Annotated in this window: 20 protein-coding genes; 15 read left to right on the top strand and 5 right to left on the bottom strand. The window is 39.5% G+C overall.

Features of this window, described 5'->3' with window-relative positions:
- Positions 1-4 precede the first annotated feature (4 nt).
- Positions 5-340, top strand: coding sequence for a hypothetical protein (locus tag F985_RS13610; RefSeq protein WP_081401370.1), 336 nt, complete (start codon positions 5-7; stop codon positions 338-340).
- 73 nt (positions 341-413) lie between these two features.
- Here the strand turns inward: F985_RS13610 and F985_RS13605 are convergent, their stop codons facing one another.
- On the bottom strand, positions 414-578 hold the full coding sequence (locus F985_RS13605; protein ID WP_000086293.1) for a hypothetical protein: 165 nt from the start codon (positions 576-578) through the stop codon (positions 414-416).
- A 435-nt stretch (positions 579-1,013) separates the two neighbouring features.
- Here F985_RS13605 and F985_RS13600 point away from each other — a divergent pair, with 435 nt between their 5' ends.
- The 7 genes from F985_RS13600 to aroC all read left to right on the top strand — a co-directional run bounded on the left by F985_RS13600 (position 1,014) and on the right by aroC (position 7,371).
- Positions 1,014-1,319, top strand: a complete 306-nt coding sequence (locus F985_RS13600; RefSeq protein WP_004701812.1) for a YcgL domain-containing protein — start codon at positions 1,014-1,016, stop codon at positions 1,317-1,319.
- Positions 1,312-1,698, top strand: coding sequence for a hypothetical protein (locus F985_RS13595; protein WP_019459071.1), 387 nt, complete (start codon positions 1,312-1,314; stop codon positions 1,696-1,698). The genes F985_RS13600 and F985_RS13595 overlap by 8 nt, the downstream gene beginning before the upstream one ends.
- Before the next feature lie 29 nt (positions 1,699-1,727).
- Positions 1,728-2,579, top strand: coding sequence for an AAA family ATPase (locus tag F985_RS13590; protein ID WP_004701808.1), 852 nt, complete (start codon positions 1,728-1,730; stop codon positions 2,577-2,579).
- 15 nt (positions 2,580-2,594) lie between these two features.
- Positions 2,595-3,782 (top strand): vWA domain-containing protein, encoded by a 1,188-nt coding sequence (locus tag F985_RS13585; protein ID WP_004701805.1) that lies wholly within the window; start codon positions 2,595-2,597, stop codon positions 3,780-3,782.
- A gap of 37 nt (positions 3,783-3,819) precedes the next feature.
- On the top strand, positions 3,820-5,025 hold the full coding sequence (gene trpB / locus F985_RS13580; RefSeq protein ID WP_004701803.1) for a tryptophan synthase subunit beta: 1,206 nt from the start codon (positions 3,820-3,822) through the stop codon (positions 5,023-5,025).
- Between the two features lie 237 nt (positions 5,026-5,262).
- Positions 5,263-6,267, top strand: coding sequence for a 50S ribosomal protein L3 N(5)-glutamine methyltransferase (gene prmB / locus F985_RS13575; RefSeq protein ID WP_004701802.1), 1,005 nt, complete (start codon positions 5,263-5,265; stop codon positions 6,265-6,267).
- A 12-nt stretch (positions 6,268-6,279) separates the two neighbouring features.
- Positions 6,280-7,371, top strand: coding sequence for a chorismate synthase (gene aroC, locus F985_RS13570; protein ID WP_004701801.1), 1,092 nt, complete (start codon positions 6,280-6,282; stop codon positions 7,369-7,371).
- Between the two features lie 99 nt (positions 7,372-7,470).
- On the opposite strand, the gene F985_RS13565 is transcribed toward aroC, so the two are convergent.
- Entirely contained in the window at positions 7,471-8,700 is a 1,230-nt protein-coding gene (locus tag F985_RS13565) for a GGDEF domain-containing protein (protein WP_004701799.1), read from the bottom strand.
- A gap of 321 nt (positions 8,701-9,021) precedes the next feature.
- On the opposite strand from F985_RS13565, the gene F985_RS13560 reads away from it, so the two are divergent.
- Positions 9,022-9,774, top strand: a complete 753-nt coding sequence (locus F985_RS13560) for an iron-containing redox enzyme family protein (RefSeq protein WP_004701797.1) — start codon at positions 9,022-9,024, stop codon at positions 9,772-9,774.
- 48 nt (positions 9,775-9,822) lie between these two features.
- On the opposite strand, the gene F985_RS13555 is transcribed toward F985_RS13560, so the two are convergent.
- Together F985_RS13555 and lipA are read right to left on the bottom strand one after the other, a co-directional pair.
- A complete protein-coding gene (locus tag F985_RS13555; protein ID WP_004701795.1) occupies positions 9,823-10,962 on the bottom strand; it encodes a transcriptional regulator in 1,140 nt (379 codons plus the stop codon).
- A 156-nt stretch (positions 10,963-11,118) separates the two neighbouring features.
- Complete coding sequence (lipA, locus tag F985_RS13550; RefSeq protein WP_004701794.1) at positions 11,119-12,105, bottom strand: lipoyl synthase; 987 nt, start codon at positions 12,103-12,105, stop codon at positions 11,119-11,121.
- Between the two features lie 362 nt (positions 12,106-12,467).
- Between lipA and F985_RS13545 the strand changes: the two genes are divergently transcribed.
- From F985_RS13545 to F985_RS13520, 6 genes are read left to right on the top strand one after another with little or no spacing between them, the layout of a single operon-like run.
- Positions 12,468-13,430: a thiamine pyrophosphate-dependent dehydrogenase E1 component subunit alpha gene (locus F985_RS13545; RefSeq protein WP_004701792.1), complete on the top strand. Its 963-nt coding sequence runs from the start codon at positions 12,468-12,470 to the stop codon at positions 13,428-13,430.
- Positions 13,431-13,443: 13 nt separating this feature from the next.
- On the top strand, positions 13,444-14,463 hold the full coding sequence (locus tag F985_RS13540; RefSeq protein WP_004701790.1) for an alpha-ketoacid dehydrogenase subunit beta: 1,020 nt from the start codon (positions 13,444-13,446) through the stop codon (positions 14,461-14,463).
- A 1-nt stretch (position 14,464) separates the two neighbouring features.
- The gene (locus F985_RS13535; protein ID WP_004701789.1) at positions 14,465-16,000 is read left to right on the top strand and encodes a 2-oxo acid dehydrogenase subunit E2; all 1,536 of its coding nucleotides are present in this window, start codon (positions 14,465-14,467) and stop codon (positions 15,998-16,000) included.
- A 10-nt stretch (positions 16,001-16,010) separates the two neighbouring features.
- Complete coding sequence (gene lpdA / locus F985_RS13530; protein WP_004701787.1) at positions 16,011-17,414, top strand: dihydrolipoyl dehydrogenase; 1,404 nt, start codon at positions 16,011-16,013, stop codon at positions 17,412-17,414.
- 26 nt (positions 17,415-17,440) lie between these two features.
- Positions 17,441-18,226: an acetoin reductase gene (locus F985_RS13525; protein ID WP_004701785.1), complete on the top strand. Its 786-nt coding sequence runs from the start codon at positions 17,441-17,443 to the stop codon at positions 18,224-18,226.
- Between the two features lie 29 nt (positions 18,227-18,255).
- Positions 18,256-19,314, top strand: coding sequence for a 2,3-butanediol dehydrogenase (locus F985_RS13520; RefSeq protein WP_004701783.1), 1,059 nt, complete (start codon positions 18,256-18,258; stop codon positions 19,312-19,314).
- A 47-nt stretch (positions 19,315-19,361) separates the two neighbouring features.
- Here the strand turns inward: F985_RS13520 and F985_RS13515 are convergent, their stop codons facing one another.
- Positions 19,362-20,273 (bottom strand): bestrophin family protein, encoded by a 912-nt coding sequence (locus F985_RS13515; protein ID WP_004701781.1) that lies wholly within the window; start codon positions 20,271-20,273, stop codon positions 19,362-19,364.
- Positions 20,274-20,281: the final 8 nt, after the last annotated feature.

The following is a 20,281-nucleotide window of genomic DNA, read 5'->3' as shown; positions in this document are numbered from 1 at the left end:
GGATATGAACTTCCAAACAATACTTTCATCTTTCAAAAATCAATCTACTGGTACAGATGCATTTAAAAACTTAAAAAATGCGTGTGAGCAGTATCTAAAACAATCTCCAGATCTAAACCAAAAATCAGCGACTTATCTTATTTATGGGTTTGCTCGTAGTTATGTAATCTTATATGAAGATGAAGCAGTGACTACCGAGTTTGCGCGAGCTTCAAAAGAAACATTAATGAATTACATGAGTCATTTAAATGAGGCCTTACTTACTCAAGATGACAGCTTAATTTTGAGTGCGTTAAATCAGGTGAGTAATGACTATATGCAAGGCTCAAGAGTCTTTTAAAGTCTTTGTTTAGCTTATTAATAGGATACTTCTTTAGTCATCAAGTTAACCAAAGAAGTATCTAGTGGTAATTTTAATGTGATTTTTTCTTACCACCGCCATCTTGTTTATTGACGGTAGACCATGCAATACGTTCAGCTTCTTCTTGAGAATGACCTCTATCTACTTCACTCTCAACAATATGTTTAGCCTGACGCTTTTGCTTTGCTGTATAAGATGATTTATCGCCACGAGACATAGCATAGACCTCCTATTTATAGATCTATAGTTATTGAAACACATCCGAATTTATAATCGGTTAAATAATGTCTTATCCTGTATGCATAAGTTAAAACTTACCAAGGTTTAATTTAAAGCAGAATTTAAATTAAATTTATAATTTTCAATAAATTAAACTGGATTAACTTCAGTTAAATTAAAGTTTGATTGTTTTCAAAATGTAATTTTTTCATTTTATAAAAGTAGTTCAAAGGATTTTTTATGTAAAATTAATAGGTTATTAAAGGTAGAAAATTTAAAACTTTAGAAAATTAAAAGTTATTTGTCGACCTTAATGATTGTTGTGGGTTAATATTTCGCAAGAAAAGAAAAAACGACTGATGCGTAAACAAACCTGCGTGTGTCTGTTGTTTTTTTTCATGTATGCTGTCCTTAGTTCAAGAGTTGATTTGAAATGCACTGTGATATTTATAGATCGAGCAAAAAAGATGAAATGTACATTTATATTGCTCGTCCAAACTATCCTGATGATACGGAGCAAACCGATCCGTTTGAAAAAGTTCCAGAAGCTGTTTTACAAGCATTTGGTCGTGCAACATTTGTCATGCATTTAGAATTGGCTCCAACACGTAAATTAGCGCGTGTAAATGTTTTACATGTTCTAGACTCATTACAAACAAAAGGTTTCTTTATTCAGATGCCGCCAGAAGGGTTAATTAACCCAAATGCAGTTGAACCAGAGGGCTTACGTGGTGCGTGAAGATCAAGCTGGAGTTTTAAATCAATTACTTTCTTCTCTCGATGCAATTCCTGAGGAAATCATTGCTTTAACAGCTTATGGCGTTGGCGCTCTTATTGCTTTGTGGTGTTGGTGGCGTTTAATGCGTCGTTTACCTACTACTTTTGGCGCAATAAGCTGGTTAGTTGTGTTTGCTATTTTATTGACGCCAACCGTTTCGGAAGGGCCTAATGCATCTGTAGCACCAGCTATTTTTGGTTTACTGTTTGGTGTGTTAACTAAAGACAGTCCTTTAATCTGGTCAAATTTATCCTTAATTCTGTTTGTGGTTGGTCTAGGTTTGGTTATTGGCTATTGTTGGTCAAAATATTCAACAAACAAGAGCATGCGTTCCATCTAACCATTGAAATAGAAAAATAAGGTCTCTACATGTCTGCTGATACCCAACATTTTACCGGTACAGATCAATATATCGCGACTGATAGTCTTAAACTTGCTGTAAAAGCAGCTCGTGCTTTGCAAAAGCCTTTATTGGTTAAAGGTGAGCCAGGTACAGGTAAAACTTTACTTGCTGAGCAAGTTGCAGAAAGTCTTGGTTTAAAACTCATCACTTGGCACATCAAGTCAACGACTAAAGCACAGCAAGGCTTATATGAATACGATGCTGTGTCCCGCTTGCGTGATAGTCAACTCGGTGATGATCGTGTTTACGATATTAAGAACTATATTAAGCCCGGTAAACTGTGGGAAGCTTTCACCAGTGAAGAGCGCTGTGTGCTTTTAATTGATGAAATTGATAAGGCGGACATCGAGTTTCCAAATGACTTGTTACATGAACTTGATAAGATGTCTTTTTATGTTTATGAAACAGGCGAAACGATTACGGCTACTCAACGTCCAATCGTAATTATTACTTCAAATAATGAAAAAGAATTACCAGATGCGTTCCTGCGTCGTTGCTTCTTCCACTACATTGAGTTTCCAGACGAAGCAACTATGCGTGAAATTATCTCGGTACATTTCCCAAGTATCTCTGCAACCTTAGTAAATGAAGCACTTCAAGTTTTCTTCAAACTTCGTGAAATTCCTAATTTGAAGAAACCACCATCTACTTCAGAATTAATCGATTGGTTAAGTCTGCTTATGGCAGATGATATGCCTGAAGATGTATTACGTAATCGAGATACATCAAAAGCGATTCCACCTTTGTATGGCGCACTCATTAAAAACGAGCAAGATGTGCAACTGCTTGAACGTTTGGCTTTCATGTCACGACGTTAAAGGAGGGAATAACCCATGTTTGTGCGGTTATTTTACACCTTACGTAAATACGGTGTTCCAGTTACTACACGTGAGCTCATTGACTTAAACCGTGCAGTAAGTGAAGGTTTAGTTTTTGCCGATCAGGAAGAGTTCTACCAGCTTGCTAAAACCATTTTAGTTAAAGATGAACGCTTTTTTGATAAGTTTGACCGTGCCATGAAAGATTACTTTGATGGCATAGAAACCTTTGATATCGATGAATTACTCAAGCAAGTCCATAAATTACCAAAAGACTGGTTCGATTTAGAACTTCTCGAAAAGCATTTAACACCAGAGCAAAGAGCTGAACTTCAAAAAGCAGGCTCTTTAGAAGAACTGATGAAAATGCTAGAGGAACGCTTACGCGAACAGCATAAAAAACACCAAGGTGGTAACCGTATGGTTGGCACAGGTGGAACATCACCTTTTGGCGCTTTTGGTGACCATCCAGAAGGCGTCAGAATTGGTGGGCCGGGGCGTAAACGTTCGGCGGTTAAAGTCTGGGAACAGCGTAAATACCAAAACCTAGATGACGACCAAGTCCTTGGAACTCGTCAGATGCAAATTGCGTTACGACGTTTACGCAAATTTGCTCGTCAAGGTGCTGCTGAAGAGCTAGATGTTGACGGAACAATTCGGGAAACAGCCAAGCAAGGTATCTTGGATGTTCAAATGGTTCCAGAGCGCCGTAATCGAATCAAAGTATTGATGTTGTTTGATGTGGGCGGTTCAATGGATGCTCATATTGCCCAATGTGAAAAGTTATTCAGCGCAGCTAAAACAGAATTCAAAACACTTGAATACTTTTATTTCCACAATTGTCTCTATGACTATGTTTGGAAAGATAACTACCGAAGAACAGCTACGCGTATGAATACATGGGATTTGTTTCATACTTACGGACGCGACTATCGTGTAATTGTGGTAGGTGATGCCAGTATGGCACCGTATGAGCTGAAATCGGTAGGTGGCTCGGTTGAATATATGAATGATGAGGCAGGTGAAATTTGGTTACGCCGCCTACGTCAGCATTTTGATAAAACAGCATGGTTAAATCCTGAAACAGAAGGGTATTGGCATTACACACAAACAATTGGTTGGATTAAAGAGATTTTTGAAAACCATATGTATCCAATGACCCTAAAAGGCATTGAGGATTTAACGCGTTACCTTTCTCGATAAACTTGATAACTTTAATAATTTAAAATAGAGGGATGATATGCAACATCAAATTAATGGTATTGCTTTACCGAATGAACAAGGATTTTTTGGTGAGTATGGAGGGCAATTTATTCCTCCACATTTAAAAGAAGCAATGGATGAAATTAATGTTGCTTATGAAGAAATTCGCCACACACCAGAATTTCAAAATGAATTATCGGATCTCTTTGCAAATTATGTAGGTCGTCCTAGTCCTTTATTTTATGCAAAACGTCTTTCAGAACAGCTAGGCGGCGCACAAATTTATTTAAAGCGTGAAGACTTAAATCATACGGGTGCCCACAAAATTAATCACTGCTTAGGTGAAGCTTTACTTGCTAAATATATGGGCAAAAAGAAAGTCATTGCTGAAACTGGAGCAGGTCAACATGGAGTTGCTTTGGCAACAGCGTGTGCTTTAGTGGGTATTCCGTGTGAAATTCACATGGGTCAAGTTGATATTGAAAAAGAACATCCAAATGTCGTCAAAATGAAAATTTTGGGTGCACATTTGGTGGCAGTTACACGTGGTACAGCAACCTTAAAAGATGCGGTAGATAGCGCATTTGAAGAATATTTAAAAGACCCTAAAAACTTTATTTATGCCATTGGTTCTGTGGTTGGACCACATCCATTTCCTAAAATGGTTCGAGATTTTCAATCTATTATTGGTAATGAAATTAAAGATCAAACGCATCAGCGCTTTGGTAAAAATCCAGATTATGTGGTGGCATGTGTTGGTGGCGGTTCAAATGCTATCGGTGCGTTTACTGCGTTTTTAAATGATTCGGATGTAAAACTTGTTGGGGTTGAACCAGCTGGACATGGTTTAGAAACCAATATGCACTCGGCAACCTTAACTTTAGGTAAGCCAAGTCAAATTCATGGTATGGCGTGTTATGTGCTTGAAAATGAGGCTGGTGAACCTTTACCAGTGCATTCTATTGCTTCAGGACTAGACTATCCGGGTGTTGGGCCACAACATAGTTTCTTAAAAGATTTAGGTCGTGTGGAATATAGCACTGCAACCGACCAAGAATGTTTAGATGCTTTTATGACACTTTCTCGTGTAGAAGGAATTGTTCCAGCGCTTGAAAGCTCACACGCTGTTGCATGGGCAATTCGTGAAGCGCCAAAGCTGCCGAAAGAAACCATGATTGTGGTGAATCTTTCTGGACGAGGAGATAAAGACTCCGATTATGTTGCAGAAAAGCTTAAGCTTTAAGCCAACTAGAGTTCATAAGCGGTCAGTATTTAAAGGCCGCTTTTTTGTTTCAGAGACTACATATTGCGCTACTTATAAAGTTCATTATTTCTTAATTAAAACAAAGTATTCTAATTTAAAGCCGTGATTTATATAGATTGGGATGTAAAACACTGGTTCACAAGGCAAAGCGTTGCGTTGCTTTGTCTCACTCAGTAGAATAGTCACTTTGCAAAAATTGCCTTTGGAGACGCCTAAGTGGAGCGACCGACGATTAGCCCTGAACATTTACAGGAAGCTGCTGAAAATCTATCAACAATTCGGGACTTTATTCGTTTTGGGGTATCAGCATTACGTCAACATGATGCACATTTAGGACAAGGTACTGAAGATTATTTTGCAGAAAGCTCTGCATTAGTTTTACAAACCTTATCTCTTGAATGGTCAGCAGATGCAGAAATTCTAGATGCTAAGCTTTTACCAAGTGAAAAAGCAGAATTCTTAAGCTTGCTGGAGCGTCGTATTAATGACCGTATTCCAACTTCTTATTTATTAAATTTAGCTTACTTCTTCAATAAGCCATTTTATGTTGATGAACGCGTACTTATTCCTCGTTCACCAATTGCAGAGTTAATTGAGCAACGTTTTGCACCATATTGCTTAGATGAAAATGGTCAAATGCGTGAAGCACTCAACAACTTACCAGAAAATACCAAGCCTAAGACTCCGCAACGTATTTTAGACATGTGTACAGGTTCTGGTTGTATTGCTGTGGCTTTAGCTTATGCTTATCCAGATGCTGAAGTGGATGCAACAGATATTTCTAAAGAAGCTTTAGAAGTAGCTTCAATCAATGTTGAACACCACAATAAGCAATATCAAGTTGCGTTACTTGAATCTGATTTATTCGCCAAGATTCCAGCTGAAAATCAGTACGATTTAATTGTAAGTAACCCGCCATATGTTGATGCCGAAGATATGGCTGACTTACCAGAAGAGTTTTTACATGAGCCTGAACTTGCATTGGCAGCGGGTCAAGATGGTTTAGACTTAGTACGTAAAATGCTTGCTCAAGCAGCAGATTATTTGACAGAAGATGGTTTAATTGTCATTGAAGTGGGTAACTCTGAATGGGCAATGCGTCAGAACTTCAATACAATTGACTTCAACTGGCTTACTTTCCAAAAAGGCGGTTCAGGTATTTTTGCTTTGACTGCTGAACAATGTCGTCGTTATAGAAAATTATTTCCAGAACAATCTTAAGGAGTTGTACGTATGGCAGGGAACACTATTGGACAACTCTTTCGTGTAACTACATGTGGTGAATCACATGGTGTTGGCTTAATGGCAATTGTTGATGGCGTGCCACCGGGCCTTGCATTGACCGAAGAAGATCTGCAAATAGATTTGGATCGCCGTAAGCCTGGTACATCGAAATTTGCAACTCAACGCAAAGAACCTGATCAAGTTGAAATTATTTCAGGTGTATTTGAAGGGAAAACCACAGGTACTCCAATTGGTTTACTCATTCGTAATACTGACCAAAAATCGAAAGATTATGGAAATATTGCGCAAACCTTTAGACCGGGTCATGCGGATTATACCTATACACAAAAGTATGGTTTCCGTGATTATCGTGGTGGCGGTCGTTCAAGTGCTCGTGAAACTGCTATGCGCGTTGCAGCAGGCGCTATTGCGAAGAAATATTTAGCAGAAAAATTTGGTGTCTTGATTCGTGGTCACGTCACTCAAATTGGTAATGAAGTTACCGAGAAACTAGATTGGAATGAAGTTCCAAATAATCCATTTTTCTGTGGCGATGTAGATGCTGTTTCTCGCTTTGAAGCATTGGTTACTTCTTTACGTGAACAAGGCACAAGCTGTGGCGCTAAACTAGAAATTTTAGCTGAGAAAGTTCCTGTAGGTTGGGGTGAGCCTGTTTTTGACCGTTTAGATGCTGACATTGCACATGCAATGATGAGTATTAATGCGGTGAAAGGTGTGGAAATTGGTGATGGTTTTGCAGTTGCTGGACAGTTTGGTCATGAAACACGTGATGAATTGACGAGTCATGGCTTCTTAGCAAATCATGCTGGTGGAATTTTGGGTGGTATTTCAAGTGGTCAAACCATTCGTGTAGCGATTGCCCTAAAACCAACAGCAAGTATCACAACTCCGGGGAAAACGATTAATTTAAATCGTGAAGATACTGATGTATTAACTAAAGGGCGTCATGATCCGTGCGTCGGCGTTCGAGCAACTCCAATTGCGGAAGCAATGCTGGCTATTGTTTTAATGGATCATTTCCTACGCCATCGTGCTCAAAATGCAGATGTTGTTCCTCCATTTGCTCCGATTGAACCTTAGCCATAGCTCTGGTTGAATTAAGAAAAGCCACATAATTTAAAGTATGTGGCTTTTTATTTATTGATAGCAATTTTTTTAATTATATAAACTTATAAATAACTAAGTTAAGTCTACAATTTGTTCTTCATTTACAGCAATTTGATATTGATTACGACCATTTGTTTTTGCTTGATAGAGTGCATGGTCTGCGCGGCTAACAAAGGCAGAAATTGAATCATTTAAACGCGGAACAGTCGTTGCGACACCCACACTAATGGTTACATACGGTGAAACACTGCTACATGGATGAACAATTGCAATTTTTTTAATTGCGTTCATTAATCTTTCAACTTGAATTTGAGCCTGTTGTGGGTTTGTCATAGGGAAAAGAAGTAAAAACTCTTCACCACCATAACGAGCAACCAAATCTCCACTACGAGCGGCAATAGATGAAATTGCAGTAGCAATATCTCTTAAGCACTGATCACCCTTAAGATGGCCCAAGGTGTCGTTATATGACTTAAAAAAGTCGATATCGACCATCATAATGGTAAGTGATGTCTCATGACGTAGTGCACGTCGCCATTCATTATCTAGTGTTTCATCAAGATAACGTCGGTTAGCAAGCCCAGTTAAAGCATCTTGTTGTGAAAGCAAAGATAGCTGCTGCGCTTGTTGCATAAGTTCAATACGGTTGAGCTCAATCATACAGTTTTGTAAATAGTTTTCTCGGTGTTGACGGTCTGTCGCGTAAGCAAGGGTCATTCCTAAGAAACTACTAAACGTATATGAACGGTTTAAAAAGGTCCAATCAATGTCACCTTTTACATAAGTACTGACTAAAATACCAACAAAACCACCAATCCATCCGGCAATAATGGCAGTATAAAAGCGCATACCTACAGCACCGTAGATAATCACAATTGCATACATCATCGCTGCATGAAAAAGAACATTATCTTGGCCATTTTCTAAAACGTTAATTAAAATAAAGGTGATAGCAACGGCGGAAGCAGAGCCAATTCCGACATAATAATCAAACCACTGATTTAATTTTTTAATAAATGATAAAATCCATGCAATTAAAACTATTATACCCACCCAAGAATAATAGTTTAACCAGGATAAAACTTGTTCAGTCGGTAAAACTTGGTATATACCAAAGCTTAAAAATAAATATAATATTAAAATAATAGGTGCTCTATAGCGAAACTCATAGGCCGCACCTTCTTGATATTGAAAACGATAAATCGTTTCAAGTTGCTTTGGAAACCTGAGGAAATTTAATCCGCGTGTGGTTAATAAATCTATTTGTTCCTGTCCCAATATATTGGAACCTTGCAACTTCATAATTAATGCTCTCTATATTGGAAGTTGGCATAAAATGAGACTTGGTTTATTAAAGTTCCATCTAAAAGTATTGGTTATATAATGTGTGGATTATTTAAAAATAATAATACAGATTTTTTAAAAAAGTAATGATTTTTATACTCTCTAATTGTGATAAAAATCACGACATTTCAATGATTAGCGTCACAATTATCTAAAGACCCCAAACCTTTGAGAAAAAATGACAAATGGTCGATTAAAGATTGTATCTTTATCATTTTCGGATAGACTTATAGCCGTGAAGTACAGATGATTGCTGTCATATAAATAGGAAAATTAGCAATGACTGCTTTAAATCAATATGGAATTAATTTAGAAATTACAGCGCATAATGAATGGTCTCAGCGATTTTGGGATGATCTTTTACCAGTTAAGGAGCGAGTCAGTAAACATCCGTTTTTTACTGAAATGGCCAATGGGGGATTGAGCCTAGAGAGTTTCCGTTATGCATTACTTAATTTCTATCCATTAGTAGCGCACTTTCCATCATATATGGCTGGTGCATTAGCTAAAGCGACTGCTTTTGCTGAACCAGGTGTAACGGAAGCACGAGACTGGTTAATTCAAAATATTAAAGTCGAAGAACGCCATTTGCGGTGGTATCGTGATTGGGCTAAAGGTTTTGGATTAACTATAGAACAGCTTGATAGCGTGAGACCGCCGGCTGCAATGAATGCGGTGAACCATTTTCTATGGAACATGAGTCATCGTGGTAATTTAGCTGAATGTTTAGCTGCCACCAACTTAGCAATTGAATGGGCGACAGGTGACTGGTCTATTCAAGTCTATAAAGGTATTCATGCTTATACAGATCACCCTGAAGTTACGATTGATAAGCGCTCTTTAGCTTGGTTGCGTGCCCATGCGCATTATGATGATTTACATCCTTATGAAGCCATGGAGTTGATTAAACGTTTGTCGAATGACCGCCCCGATTGGCAGCAAAAAGCATTTCATGCTGCTGAAGAAGGATTGCGTTATTATGAGCTGGCTTTAGATGATTGCTATAGGATACAGCTTAAAGCTTCTGCTTAAACTGATCTTGAAAAGGGAGAATATTTATACAATATTCTCCCTTTTATTTTATTCAAGCAATTTTAAAAGCTTTACTCTATAAGGTGTATCCTCAGGTAATAATTCAAGTAAGCGTTCAACAGCATCAACTCGATCAGGCACACGACTGACTACACGTAACAGTTGATCTATATCATCAATTTGATAAATCACATGGCTCAATCGAGCATCAAAACAATCTCTCCAAGCGCATAAGAATGGGCTTTCTGATTTGGCTAAAAAACTACCTCTGTAGAGTGTTAAAGTGGTTGCAGTAAACCCTAAGTTTAACGCCTGCTCAGCCATAAGAAAGTCACATTGAATTTCACAGTTGAGTCTATATGGCCGTGACTCGATAACATCTGGAATTAAGTTTCGAAGTTGAGAGAGTTCAGATTTTAATGTGGTTGTACTCACTGGGCGGTCGCCATATAAAGCGTAGTGCAGTTCTTCTAAGTTTATACCTTCTGGACACAAGGCAAGAATACATAATATTTCGATTTGACGCTGCGTGAGTGTTAAGCCATGTTGATTGTATTGAATTTTAGGTGTGCCTAGAGCCTTAATATATAAAATGTTTTTTTGATGAAGTTGAATGGCTTGTTTTACAAGATCTGCACAGCGTTCAACTGCTAAAATTCCAAGTGAATTATGCTTTTGATACTTAGTTGATAAGTTCATAATGCCATAAAACTGGCCTGTGTTTGCATCGGTGATTGGGGCTGCATAACATACCCAGTCTCTAACGCTGTTCATCTGGTTTTCGTGTGAGTAAACACAGCTTGCTGAATGTGTATTTAGGGCAAGACCAATTGCATTTTGACCAACCGCTTGAGTGGACCATTGCCCACCTTCAACAAAGTGAACTTGTTCAGCAGATGAACGCATAGGTGTACTACTCCATGTCCAGAGTAAAGTACCGTGAGGATCTGTCACGCCAATTGCCATATCCGCATCTTCAGCAATATGCATCAAATTTCTATGGCACTCTTGGATTGAACGACCAAATAAGGAATGTTGCCATTCCTGATCAAGGTCAAATAAAGGGGCTGCATCTAAATCGAGTGATGGCTTTTTCACTGAATAGGCTGTTTCAGAGGTTATTTCCGTTCTAAAGAAAGACGGAAGGTTATCTGTAGAAGGCAATAATAGTTGTTTTGACATATCCATATCGAAATTCCTTTATCGTTGAAATGACGTATCCTTAGCCGCTCAACAGGTTTAACTTTATTATTGTGACAATTTCCTCTTATTTCATTTACCTTAAATAGTTTTAATGGGTTTGACCATTAGCCAATTGGATAAGTTTTGTTATTTCGGATTGCGCTAAGACAAAACATCTTCTCTTGAAAATGGCTTCGGTACAGGTTCTCCAAAGTATTGCCGATCGGCAAAATAGCTAGAACGTACCATTGGTGCACTCCAAATATTTTTAAAGCCTAAACGCTTTCCATGCTGAGTGTATCTTTCAAATTCTTTTAAATGGACAAAACGATGAATAGGGGCATGTGACTTTGAGGGCTGTAGATATTGCCCAATAGTGATTAAATCTACATCGTGATCTTTTAAATCATTGAGTAGAGCAAGCACCTCAGCTTCAATTTCTCCTAATCCAACCATCAGACCACATTTGGTTTTAATATCTGGACAGTATTTCTTAAAACGTTTTAATAAATTTAACGAATGCTGATAGTCCGAACCAGGGCGCATCGCACTATATAAACGCGGTACTGTCTCAATGTTATGATTAAACACATCGGGTGGCGATAAACTTAATGTCGAAAGTGCAGTTTCTAAACGACCACGAAAGTCTGGAACTAAAATTTCAATCAGCGTGTCTGGACAACGGTTTCTGATTTCTTCAATGCATTTTACAAAATGTGCTGCACCACCATCGTGTAGATCATCGCGGTCTACAGAGGTAATCACGACATATTTTAAGTTTAAGTTTGCGACCGTTTCTGCCAGATGCTTAGGTTCATTTTCATCTAAAGGCATTGGACGACCATGAGCTACATCGCAGAAAGGGCATCGTCTTGTACAAATATCTCCCATAATCATAAATGTTGCCGTACCGCCACCAAAACACTCAGGTAGATTTGGGCATGCGGCTTCTTCGCAAACACTATGTAGTTTTTGTTGACGTAATAAATTTTTGATACGTTGAATTTCTTCGAAATCCGTTATTTTTGCTCGAATCCATTCTGGTTTTTTAGGTAATTCTTCGGTAGGTAAAATCTTAATCGGAATACGAGAAACTTTATCTATTCCTCTTAATTTAATACCTGCCTCTATTTGCCTTTTTAAGTTCATATATAAAATTCCATTTTATATTAAATTCATTTGAAATTAGGTTGTGTATAATAGAATCTTAATTTATAAAATAATAAAAAATGAATTTATTAATACACACAGTACACAGCAAATATTATAAATTAACAAAGGTTGGTTAAAGGTTTGTTTTATAAGTTAATGAAATGAATTAAAATTTTTTGATTTTATTTTTGCATTGTAAGTTTGTGAAAAATAAAAACTAATAGTTAAAAAACTTATTTAAAACTTTTTAGTCTAATAGCATATTAAATTAAATTGAGCTTTATTGTTTATAGAGAAATATATATCTCTCGCTGAAACTTGGTTGATTTTCAATAATCAAGATAATAAAGGAAAAGGATATGCAATTAACGGAAGAGCAATTACTCGCAGCATACAAACGCATGCGTGATATTCGTGAATTTGAGGATCGACTTCACGAAGAAAATACCAATGGTGATATTCCCGGTTTTATTCATTTATATAGCGGAGAAGAAGCTGTTGCAGTCGGGATTTGCGAAAACTTAACCGACAAAGACTATATCACTTCAACACACCGTGGACATGGACACTGTATCGCAAAAGGCTGTGACATTCACGCCATGATGCTGGAAATTTTCGGTAAAGATGACGGACTATGCCGTGGAAAAGGCGGTTCTATGCATATTGCCGATTTAGATAAAGGTATGCTTGGTGCCAACGGGATTGTGGGTGGTGGGCCTCCTTTAGCAATTGGTGCAGCGTTGACAGCGAAAACCTTAAAGACTGGCGGCGTCGGACTGTCTTTTACAGGTGACGGCGGTTCAAACCAAGGTCTTACTTTTGAAGCAATGAACATGGCGGTTGTGCTTAAACTTCCAGTGATTTTCGTTTTTGAAAATAACGGTTTTGGCGAGGGGACTGGTCATGATTACGCTGTAGGAAGTAAGGACATAGCTGGTCGTGCAGCAGGTTTTGGTTTACCTGCGGTTAAAGTTGATGGTACAGACTTCTTTGCTGTCTATGAAGCTGCTCAAACTGCCATTGAACGTGCACGTCGTGGTGAAGGACCAAGCGTGATTGAAACCATTACAAACCGTTTTTATGGCCACTTTGAAGGTGACCCTGGCTTGATTCGTTCTAAGGAAGAAGTCGAGTTTATTAAAGAAAACAAAGATCCTTTGAAAATTTTCCGCGAAAAAGTCAAAGGCAAAATTGATGATGCCAAACTAGACGAGATTGATGCAGCTTCAAAGGCAAATGTTGATGATGCCGTTGCAAAAGCTCGTGCTGCGGCATATCCAAAACCAGAACAACTCCTTACCGACGTCTATGTCTCTTACTAAAGGAATAGTAAAGATGCCAAATAAAAATTTTCGTAATGCAATTAAAGAAGCCATTGAATCAGAAATGCGCCGCGACCCAACCGTATTTGTTGTTGGTGAAGATGTTCGCGGTGGACACGGCGGTAAAAACACTGAAGACAACCAGTTAGAAGGTTTCGGTGGGGTACTTGGCGTAACCAAAGGCTTATGGACAGAATTTGGTTCGGAACGTGTTATTGATACGCCAATTACCGAGTCTGCAATTATCGGTATGGCCGCGGGTGCTGCTGCAACAGGTTTACGTCCTGTTGCCGATTTAATGTTTATGGATTTCTACGGCGTGTGCCATGACATGCTCTATAACCAAGCCGCTAAATTCCGTTATATGTTTGGCGGAAAGGCAAAAGCACCCATGGTTGTACGTGGCATGATTGGCGCAGGTTTTTCTGCGGCAGCCCAGCATTCTCAGTCACCATATAACGTATTTGCCGCGGTTCCGGGCTTAAAAGTTGTAGTTCCATCTAGCCCATATGATGTGAAAGGGCTGTTAATTCAGGCTATTCGTGATGATGACCCTGTGGTGTTCTGCGAGCATAAAATGCTTTATGACATTAAAGGCGAAGTTCCTGATGAGGCCTATACCATTCCTTTTGGTGTAGCAAATTACACCCGTGAAGGGACAGACGTGACCATTATTGCTTTAGGCCTGATGGTACACCGCGCCAATGAAGTAGCAGACAAACTGGCAAAAGATGGTATTTCGGTTGAAGTAGTAGACCCTCGTACGATTTCCCCTCTGGATGAAGAAGGAATTTTAGAGTCTGTTGCGTCGACTGGACGAGTGGTTATTGTGGATGAATCAGCAGCACGCTGTGGTTTTGGACATGATGTGGCTGCACTAATCGCCCAAAAAGGTTTCCACTATTTGAAAGCACCTGTTGAACTCGTAACGCCACCACATACGCCTGTTCCATTCTCTCCAGTTTTAGAAAAAGAATGGATTCCAAGTGTAGAGCGTATTGAGCAAGCTGTGCGAAAAACATTGGAGGCTTAGGATGAGCGAAATTAAAACGCTGGAGATCCCAAAATGGGGATTATCCATGGAAGAAGGTACGATCGCCCAATGGTTGATTAAAGAGGGTGATGGCTTTAATAAGGGCGATGAGATTTGTGAAATTGAAACCACAAAAATCGTCAATGTGTTAGAAGCGCCTTTTGCTGGAACGCTCCGTAAAATTTTAGCAAAAGACGGTGATACTTTACCTGTTGGTGGTCTTATTGCCGTATGTGCTGATAGTGAAGTTTCTGATGCAGAAATTGAAAAGTTTATCGCATCACTAGGTGGTTCAGCAGCTCAAGCACCTGCAGCACCTTCGGAGCAAAGTAAAGCAGAAACATCTGCACCTATTGTTGAAAAAGCAGAACAGCCACAGACTTTAACAGCTAGCGCTCCAGCTCCTGAAAAGGTAGCGAAAGATGATTACGCTGTACCAGAGTCATTACTAGGTTATCAAATATCTAATGAGCTGTTTGTAACACCGCATGCGTTAAAGCTTGCAGAAAAGTACAATGTAAACTTGGCAAAAGTTACAGGTTCTGGTCGTGAAGGACGTATTAGTGTTCAAGACATCCAGAAGGCTGTACAAGCTGCTGGTGGTCAGTGGCCTGATGTTAAGCAGCAAACTCAAGCTAAAGTAGTTAAATCTACTGCCGATGATAGCCAAGTTTTAGCGACACCTGTAGCACGCCGTTTAGCAAAACAGTGGGGCATTAACCTAAATGATTGCCGTGTTTCAGGTACTCGTGGCCGTGTCTGTAAAGAAGATGTTGAGGCAGTTTACTATCGTAACAACCCAATGCCAGTAAATGAACAATCTGTGCAATGTGCTGCTCAAGCACAATCGACCGTTACTACTGTCGCGATGAATGGGATGCGTAAGGCGATTGCTTCACGGCTACAGGCTGCAAAACGTAATGCACCACATTTTCGCTTAGTGGTCGATCTAAACGTAGAAGCTTTGCAAAATTTACGTAAGCAGATTAATGAGACTGTTCCACAAGTGAAACTTTCTATTAATGACATGCTAATTAAGGCAGCGGCAGCGGCGCTGATTAAAGTACCTGAGGTGAATGTTCAATTTGATGAGGCGACTCAATCAATTTTACAGTTCTCTCAAGCGGATATTTCGGTGGCTGTAGCGATTCCAAACGGTTTAATTACACCGATTGTAAAAGCAGCAAATCAGAAGTCATTAGCACAGATTTCCGATGACATGCGTGATTTGGCAACGCGTGCCAAGACTGGCAAGTTACAACCTGATGAGTTTCAGGGCGGCAGCTTTAGCATTTCAAATTTAGGAATGTTAGGCATTAAAGAGTTCGATGCCATTATTAATCCACCGCAAGGTGCAATTATGGCATTAGGTGCTTCTGAATCACGTGCTGTTGTTGAAAATGGCAATGTAGTGGTTCGTGAGATTGTCACAGCGACATTGTCTTGCGATCACCGAGTCATTGATGGTGCAGTTGGGGCGAAATTCTTGGCCAGCTTTCAGCAGTTTGTTGAAAACCCTGCTTTAATTTTGGTGTAGGAGAACCCGCATGTCAGAAGCTCAATTTGATTTAATTGTGATTGGCGCGGGACCGGGTGGGTATGTGGCTGCAATTCGTGCAGCCCAGCTCGGGTTAAAAACCGCAATTGTAGAAGAGCAACATTTAGGCGGAATTTGTCTAAATTGGGGCTGTATTCCAACTAAAGCTTTGCTTGCAGGGGCAGAGCTTGCAAACCAGTTTAAACATGCTGGACAGTTTGGTTTTCAGGTATCCCAACTCGATTTTGATATTCAAAAGCTTGTGCAACATAGCCGACAAGTGTCAGCTCAATTAGTACAAGGCATCGACTACCTGCTGAAAAAGAATCATGTGACAGTGCTTAATGGCCGTGCTCAACTTACGGCTAAAGAAAAACTTGAAGTGACAGATGCTCAAGGTAAAAGTCAGGCTTTGAGTGCACCGCATATTATTTTGGCAACTGGAGCTAAAGCTCGACATGTTCCTCAGCTTCCTGTCGATGGAACCTATGTCTGGAGCTATAAAGAGGCTCTTGTTCCAGAGCAGTTACCGAAAAGTTTACTGGTTGTAGGTTCAGGTGCAATTGGTAGTGAGTTTGCGAGCCTTTATCAAGACTTGGGTTGTCAGGTCACGCTTATTGATTTAGCCAAGCAGATTTTACCAACTGAAGATGCGGAAGTTGCTCAATTTGTTAGAAAGCAATTTGAACAAAAAGGCATGAAAGTCTTAACCGATGCTGTTGTTCAAAGTATTCAAATTGAAAATGATCAAGTCCACTGTGTAATTGAAACGGCAAATGACGTTCAAACCCTTGTTTTTGACCGTGTGCTTTCGGCAATTGGTGTACAGCCGAATACCACAGGGTTAGGACTAGAACGTTTAGGTGTAGAACTTAATCCACAAGGTTTTGTGGCAATTGATGACTATTGTAAAACCAACGTAGCAGGGCTTTATGCCATTGGTGACGTGGCTGGAGCACCGTGTCTTGCCCACAAAGCAAGCCACGAAGCCATGATATGTGTCGAGAAAATCGCTGGTGTGATAAACGTCCATTCACTCGACCGTAGTCAGATACCGGGTTGTATTTTTACACATCCACAAGTGGCCAGTATTGGTTTAACGGAAAATGCAGCAAAAGCTCAGAATTTACCTATACGAATCGGAAAGTTCTCTTTAACTGCAAATGGCAAAGCTTTGGCAATTGGAGATGCGTCAGGTTTTGTGAAAACTATTATTCATGCAGAAACGGGCGAACTGCTTGGTGCACATATGGTAGGCCATGAAGTAACCGAACATATCCAAGGATTTGCTATTGCCAAATACCTAGAAGCAACTGATGAAAGTTTAGCTCAAGTGATTTTCCCGCATCCAACATTATCAGAAGCTATGCATGAATCCATTCTAGCTTCAATGCAACGAGCGATTCATATGTAAAAATTCTGCATTTACAGGAGTTGAACATGGTTAAGGGATTAAAAAATAAAGTTGTTTTAGTGACGGGGGCAGCTCAAGGCATTGGCCGTGGGATTGCCCTGCGCTTGGCGCAAGAAGGGGCACATATTGCATTAGTGGATATGAAACAAGATCGACTGAACGATGTGCAGCAGGAAATTCACGCTTTAGGTGTATATGCGAGCACATTTATTGCCGATGTCAGTGACCGCGAGCAAGTGTATGCCGCTATAAATCATGCTGAGCAGACACTTGGCGGGTTTGATGTCATGATTAATAATGCTGGAATCGCTCAAGTTCAAGCGATTGCCGATATCACACCTGATGAATTTCAAAAAATTGTTGATATCAATATTGGTGGAGTGCTGTGGGGCATACAGGCTGCAGCAGCAAAATTTAAGCAACGCCAACATAAAGGTAAAATCATTAATGCCTGTTCAATTGCAGGCCACGACGGATTTGCTTTACTCGGTATTTACTCGGCAACCAAATTTGCGGTACGAGCACTTACGCAAACTGCGGCAAAAGAATATGCCAGTCATGGTATTACGGTAAATGGATATTGCCCCGGAATTGTCGGAACTGACATGTGGCTTGAAATTGATAAACGTTTTGCTGAAATTACGGGTGCCGCAATTGGTGAAACTTATAAAAAGTATGTAGAAGGCATTGCTTTAGGTAGAGCCCAAACACCAGATGATGTAGCTGCATTAGTTGCTTTTCTGGCAAGTGAAGATTCGGACTATATTACAGGTCAATCCATTTTAACGGACGGTGGAATAGTCTATCGCTAAAACAACATCCTGATTTGAGGGAGATAATAATGAAAGCAGCGCGTTTTTATGACAGAGGTGATATTCGTATTGAAGATATCCCTGAACCAAAAGTCAGTCCTGGCACTGTAGGCATTAAGGTAGCTTGGTGTGGAATCTGTGGTACAGATTTGCACGAATTTATGGAAGGGCCAATTTTTATTCCACCGTGCGGACATCCGCATCCTATTTCAGGCGAATCTGCGCCGATTACTATGGGACATGAATTTTCAGGGGTGGTCTATGCCGTAGGTGAAGGTGTTAATGATATTGAAATTGGTCAACATGTGGTGGTAGAGCCTTATATTGTGGCCGATGATGTACCGACTGGACCGGGCGATAATTATCATCTTTCCAAAAATATGAACTTTATTGGTTTAGGTGGTCGTGGAGGTGGTTTATCGGAAAAAATTGCAGTTAAACGCCGTTGGGTACACCCAATTTCCAATAAAATTCCACTGGATCAGGCAGCCTTAATTGAACCGTTATCGGTGGGTCACCATGCTTTCGTGCGTAGTGGTGCAAAGGCTGGTGATATTGCACTGGTTGGCGGTGCTGGGCCAATTGGTTTATTGCTTTCGGCAATTTTAAAAGCGAAAGGTCTTAAAGTCATCATTACCGAATTAAGTGCCAAACGTAAAGAAAAAGCCAAAGAGTCGGGAGTCGCAGATTATATTTTAGACCCATCTGAAGTTGATGTTGTTTCTGAGGTTATGAAAATTACCAATGGCGATGGTGTCGATGTCGCATTTGAATGTAGTAGCGTTAACAAGGTATTAGATACTTTAGTTGCAGCAGTGAAACCAACTGGTGTGATTGTCATAGTTTCGATTTGGAGCCACCCAGCATCAATTAATGTGCATAGTGTGGTAATGAAAGAGCTTGATGTACGAGGCACAATTGCCTATGTAAATGACCATCAGGAGACGATCAAACTGGTTGAAGAAGGTAAAATAAATCTTGAACCTTTTATTACGCAGCGTATTCAACTGGATGATTTGATTTCACAAGGTTTTGAAACCTTAATTCATAACAATGAGTCGGCAGTTAAGATTATTGTACAACCCTAAATAGAAACTTAAACATGTAAAAAAGAGCGAATCATCGCTCTTTTTTATTAAAGTAAATTGTTGTTTTTGGCTTCAATAATAGGAGGTAATGGCTGTCCTAAAGAGCTTAAAGATTCTCGCTCAATCAAACGTACAATAGAATCGAGCGGTAAATCATTTTCTTGCAAACCGAAAGGTTCTTCAATTTGAGCACTTAAAGCATCTAGCCCTAAAAACATATAAGCGATTAAGCCAACAATAAGCGGTGTCCAAATACCTAAAGCTGCTTCAAGGCTAAACGGTAATATGAAACAGAAACAATAAACAGCGCGATGTAAAAGTACAGAATAAGAGTAGGGTAAAGGTGTACCGGCAATACGGTCACAACCTGCTTGAATATTGCCTAACTCAATAATATGTCGACTTAGCGTGCTATAGATAATGTCACTAATTTCGCCGTCCTTTAGTATTTTAACTAAATCTTTTTGAATGTTTTCGAGTACAAACTGCGGTGCATTAATATGATCATTTAAATAATCGAGTGAAGAGTTATTTAAATAAGCATGTTCAAGAAATTTGGTCGGCTCAGCGGTTTGCTGGCGCAGTCGATCACGTAGTAAATTACTAAAAATTAAGACCTGATGAATTAAATGTTCACGTTGTTCATTAGATAGAACATGGCTGTCTCTAACAATGTGTCTGGCATTCGCAATTAATGCACCCCAAAGTTTGCGGCCTTCCCACCAACGGTCATAACAGGCGTTATTTCTAAAACCCGTACAAATGGAAAGAATCACACCAAAGATTGTAAATCCAATTGCGGGTACAGTAGGAATTTGAATCCAATGATAATAAGAAAGCCAAACTACACATGCTGAAATAAATACAACAAAACTCAATGCTGGCAAGACCTTGGGTAGAACAGTTCCTTTCCATGCAAATAAGAGTTTAAAAACGTTGCTTTTATCGCGAACAATCATAGAAAGCC

The sequence above is a fragment of the Acinetobacter seifertii genome (assembly GCF_000368065.1).
Classification (GTDB): domain Bacteria; phylum Pseudomonadota; class Gammaproteobacteria; order Pseudomonadales; family Moraxellaceae; genus Acinetobacter; species Acinetobacter seifertii.
The sequence above is the reverse complement of the archived record's forward strand: the minus strand, read 5'-3'. Positions and strand labels throughout refer to the sequence as shown.

Excerpts from the sequence above, each read along its gene's own strand:
- F985_RS13610 (WP_081401370.1), top strand. The coding sequence starts at position 5 with ATGAACTTCCAAACAATACTTTCATCTTTCAAAAATCAATCTACTGGT.
- F985_RS13605 (WP_000086293.1), bottom strand. The coding sequence starts at position 578 with ATGTCTCGTGGCGATAAATCATCTTATACAGCAAAGCAAAAGCGTCAG.
- F985_RS13600 (WP_004701812.1), top strand. The coding sequence starts at position 1,014 with ATGCACTGTGATATTTATAGATCGAGCAAAAAAGATGAAATGTACATT.
- F985_RS13590 (WP_004701808.1), top strand. The coding sequence starts at position 1,728 with ATGTCTGCTGATACCCAACATTTTACCGGTACAGATCAATATATCGCG.
- F985_RS13585 (WP_004701805.1), top strand. The coding sequence starts at position 2,595 with ATGTTTGTGCGGTTATTTTACACCTTACGTAAATACGGTGTTCCAGTT.
- trpB (WP_004701803.1), top strand. The coding sequence starts at position 3,820 with ATGCAACATCAAATTAATGGTATTGCTTTACCGAATGAACAAGGATTT.
- aroC (WP_004701801.1), top strand. The coding sequence starts at position 6,280 with ATGGCAGGGAACACTATTGGACAACTCTTTCGTGTAACTACATGTGGT.
- F985_RS13565 (WP_004701799.1), bottom strand. The coding sequence starts at position 8,700 with ATGAAGTTGCAAGGTTCCAATATATTGGGACAGGAACAAATAGATTTA.
- F985_RS13560 (WP_004701797.1), top strand. The coding sequence starts at position 9,022 with ATGACTGCTTTAAATCAATATGGAATTAATTTAGAAATTACAGCGCAT.
- F985_RS13555 (WP_004701795.1), bottom strand. The coding sequence starts at position 10,962 with ATGGATATGTCAAAACAACTATTATTGCCTTCTACAGATAACCTTCCG.
- lipA (WP_004701794.1), bottom strand. The coding sequence starts at position 12,105 with ATGAACTTAAAAAGGCAAATAGAGGCAGGTATTAAATTAAGAGGAATA.
- F985_RS13545 (WP_004701792.1), top strand. The coding sequence starts at position 12,468 with ATGCAATTAACGGAAGAGCAATTACTCGCAGCATACAAACGCATGCGT.
- F985_RS13540 (WP_004701790.1), top strand. The coding sequence starts at position 13,444 with ATGCCAAATAAAAATTTTCGTAATGCAATTAAAGAAGCCATTGAATCA.
- F985_RS13535 (WP_004701789.1), top strand. The coding sequence starts at position 14,465 with ATGAGCGAAATTAAAACGCTGGAGATCCCAAAATGGGGATTATCCATG.
- lpdA (WP_004701787.1), top strand. The coding sequence starts at position 16,011 with ATGTCAGAAGCTCAATTTGATTTAATTGTGATTGGCGCGGGACCGGGT.
- F985_RS13525 (WP_004701785.1), top strand. The coding sequence starts at position 17,441 with ATGGTTAAGGGATTAAAAAATAAAGTTGTTTTAGTGACGGGGGCAGCT.
- F985_RS13520 (WP_004701783.1), top strand. The coding sequence starts at position 18,256 with ATGAAAGCAGCGCGTTTTTATGACAGAGGTGATATTCGTATTGAAGAT.
- F985_RS13515 (WP_004701781.1), bottom strand. The coding sequence starts at position 20,273 with ATGATTGTTCGCGATAAAAGCAACGTTTTTAAACTCTTATTTGCATGG.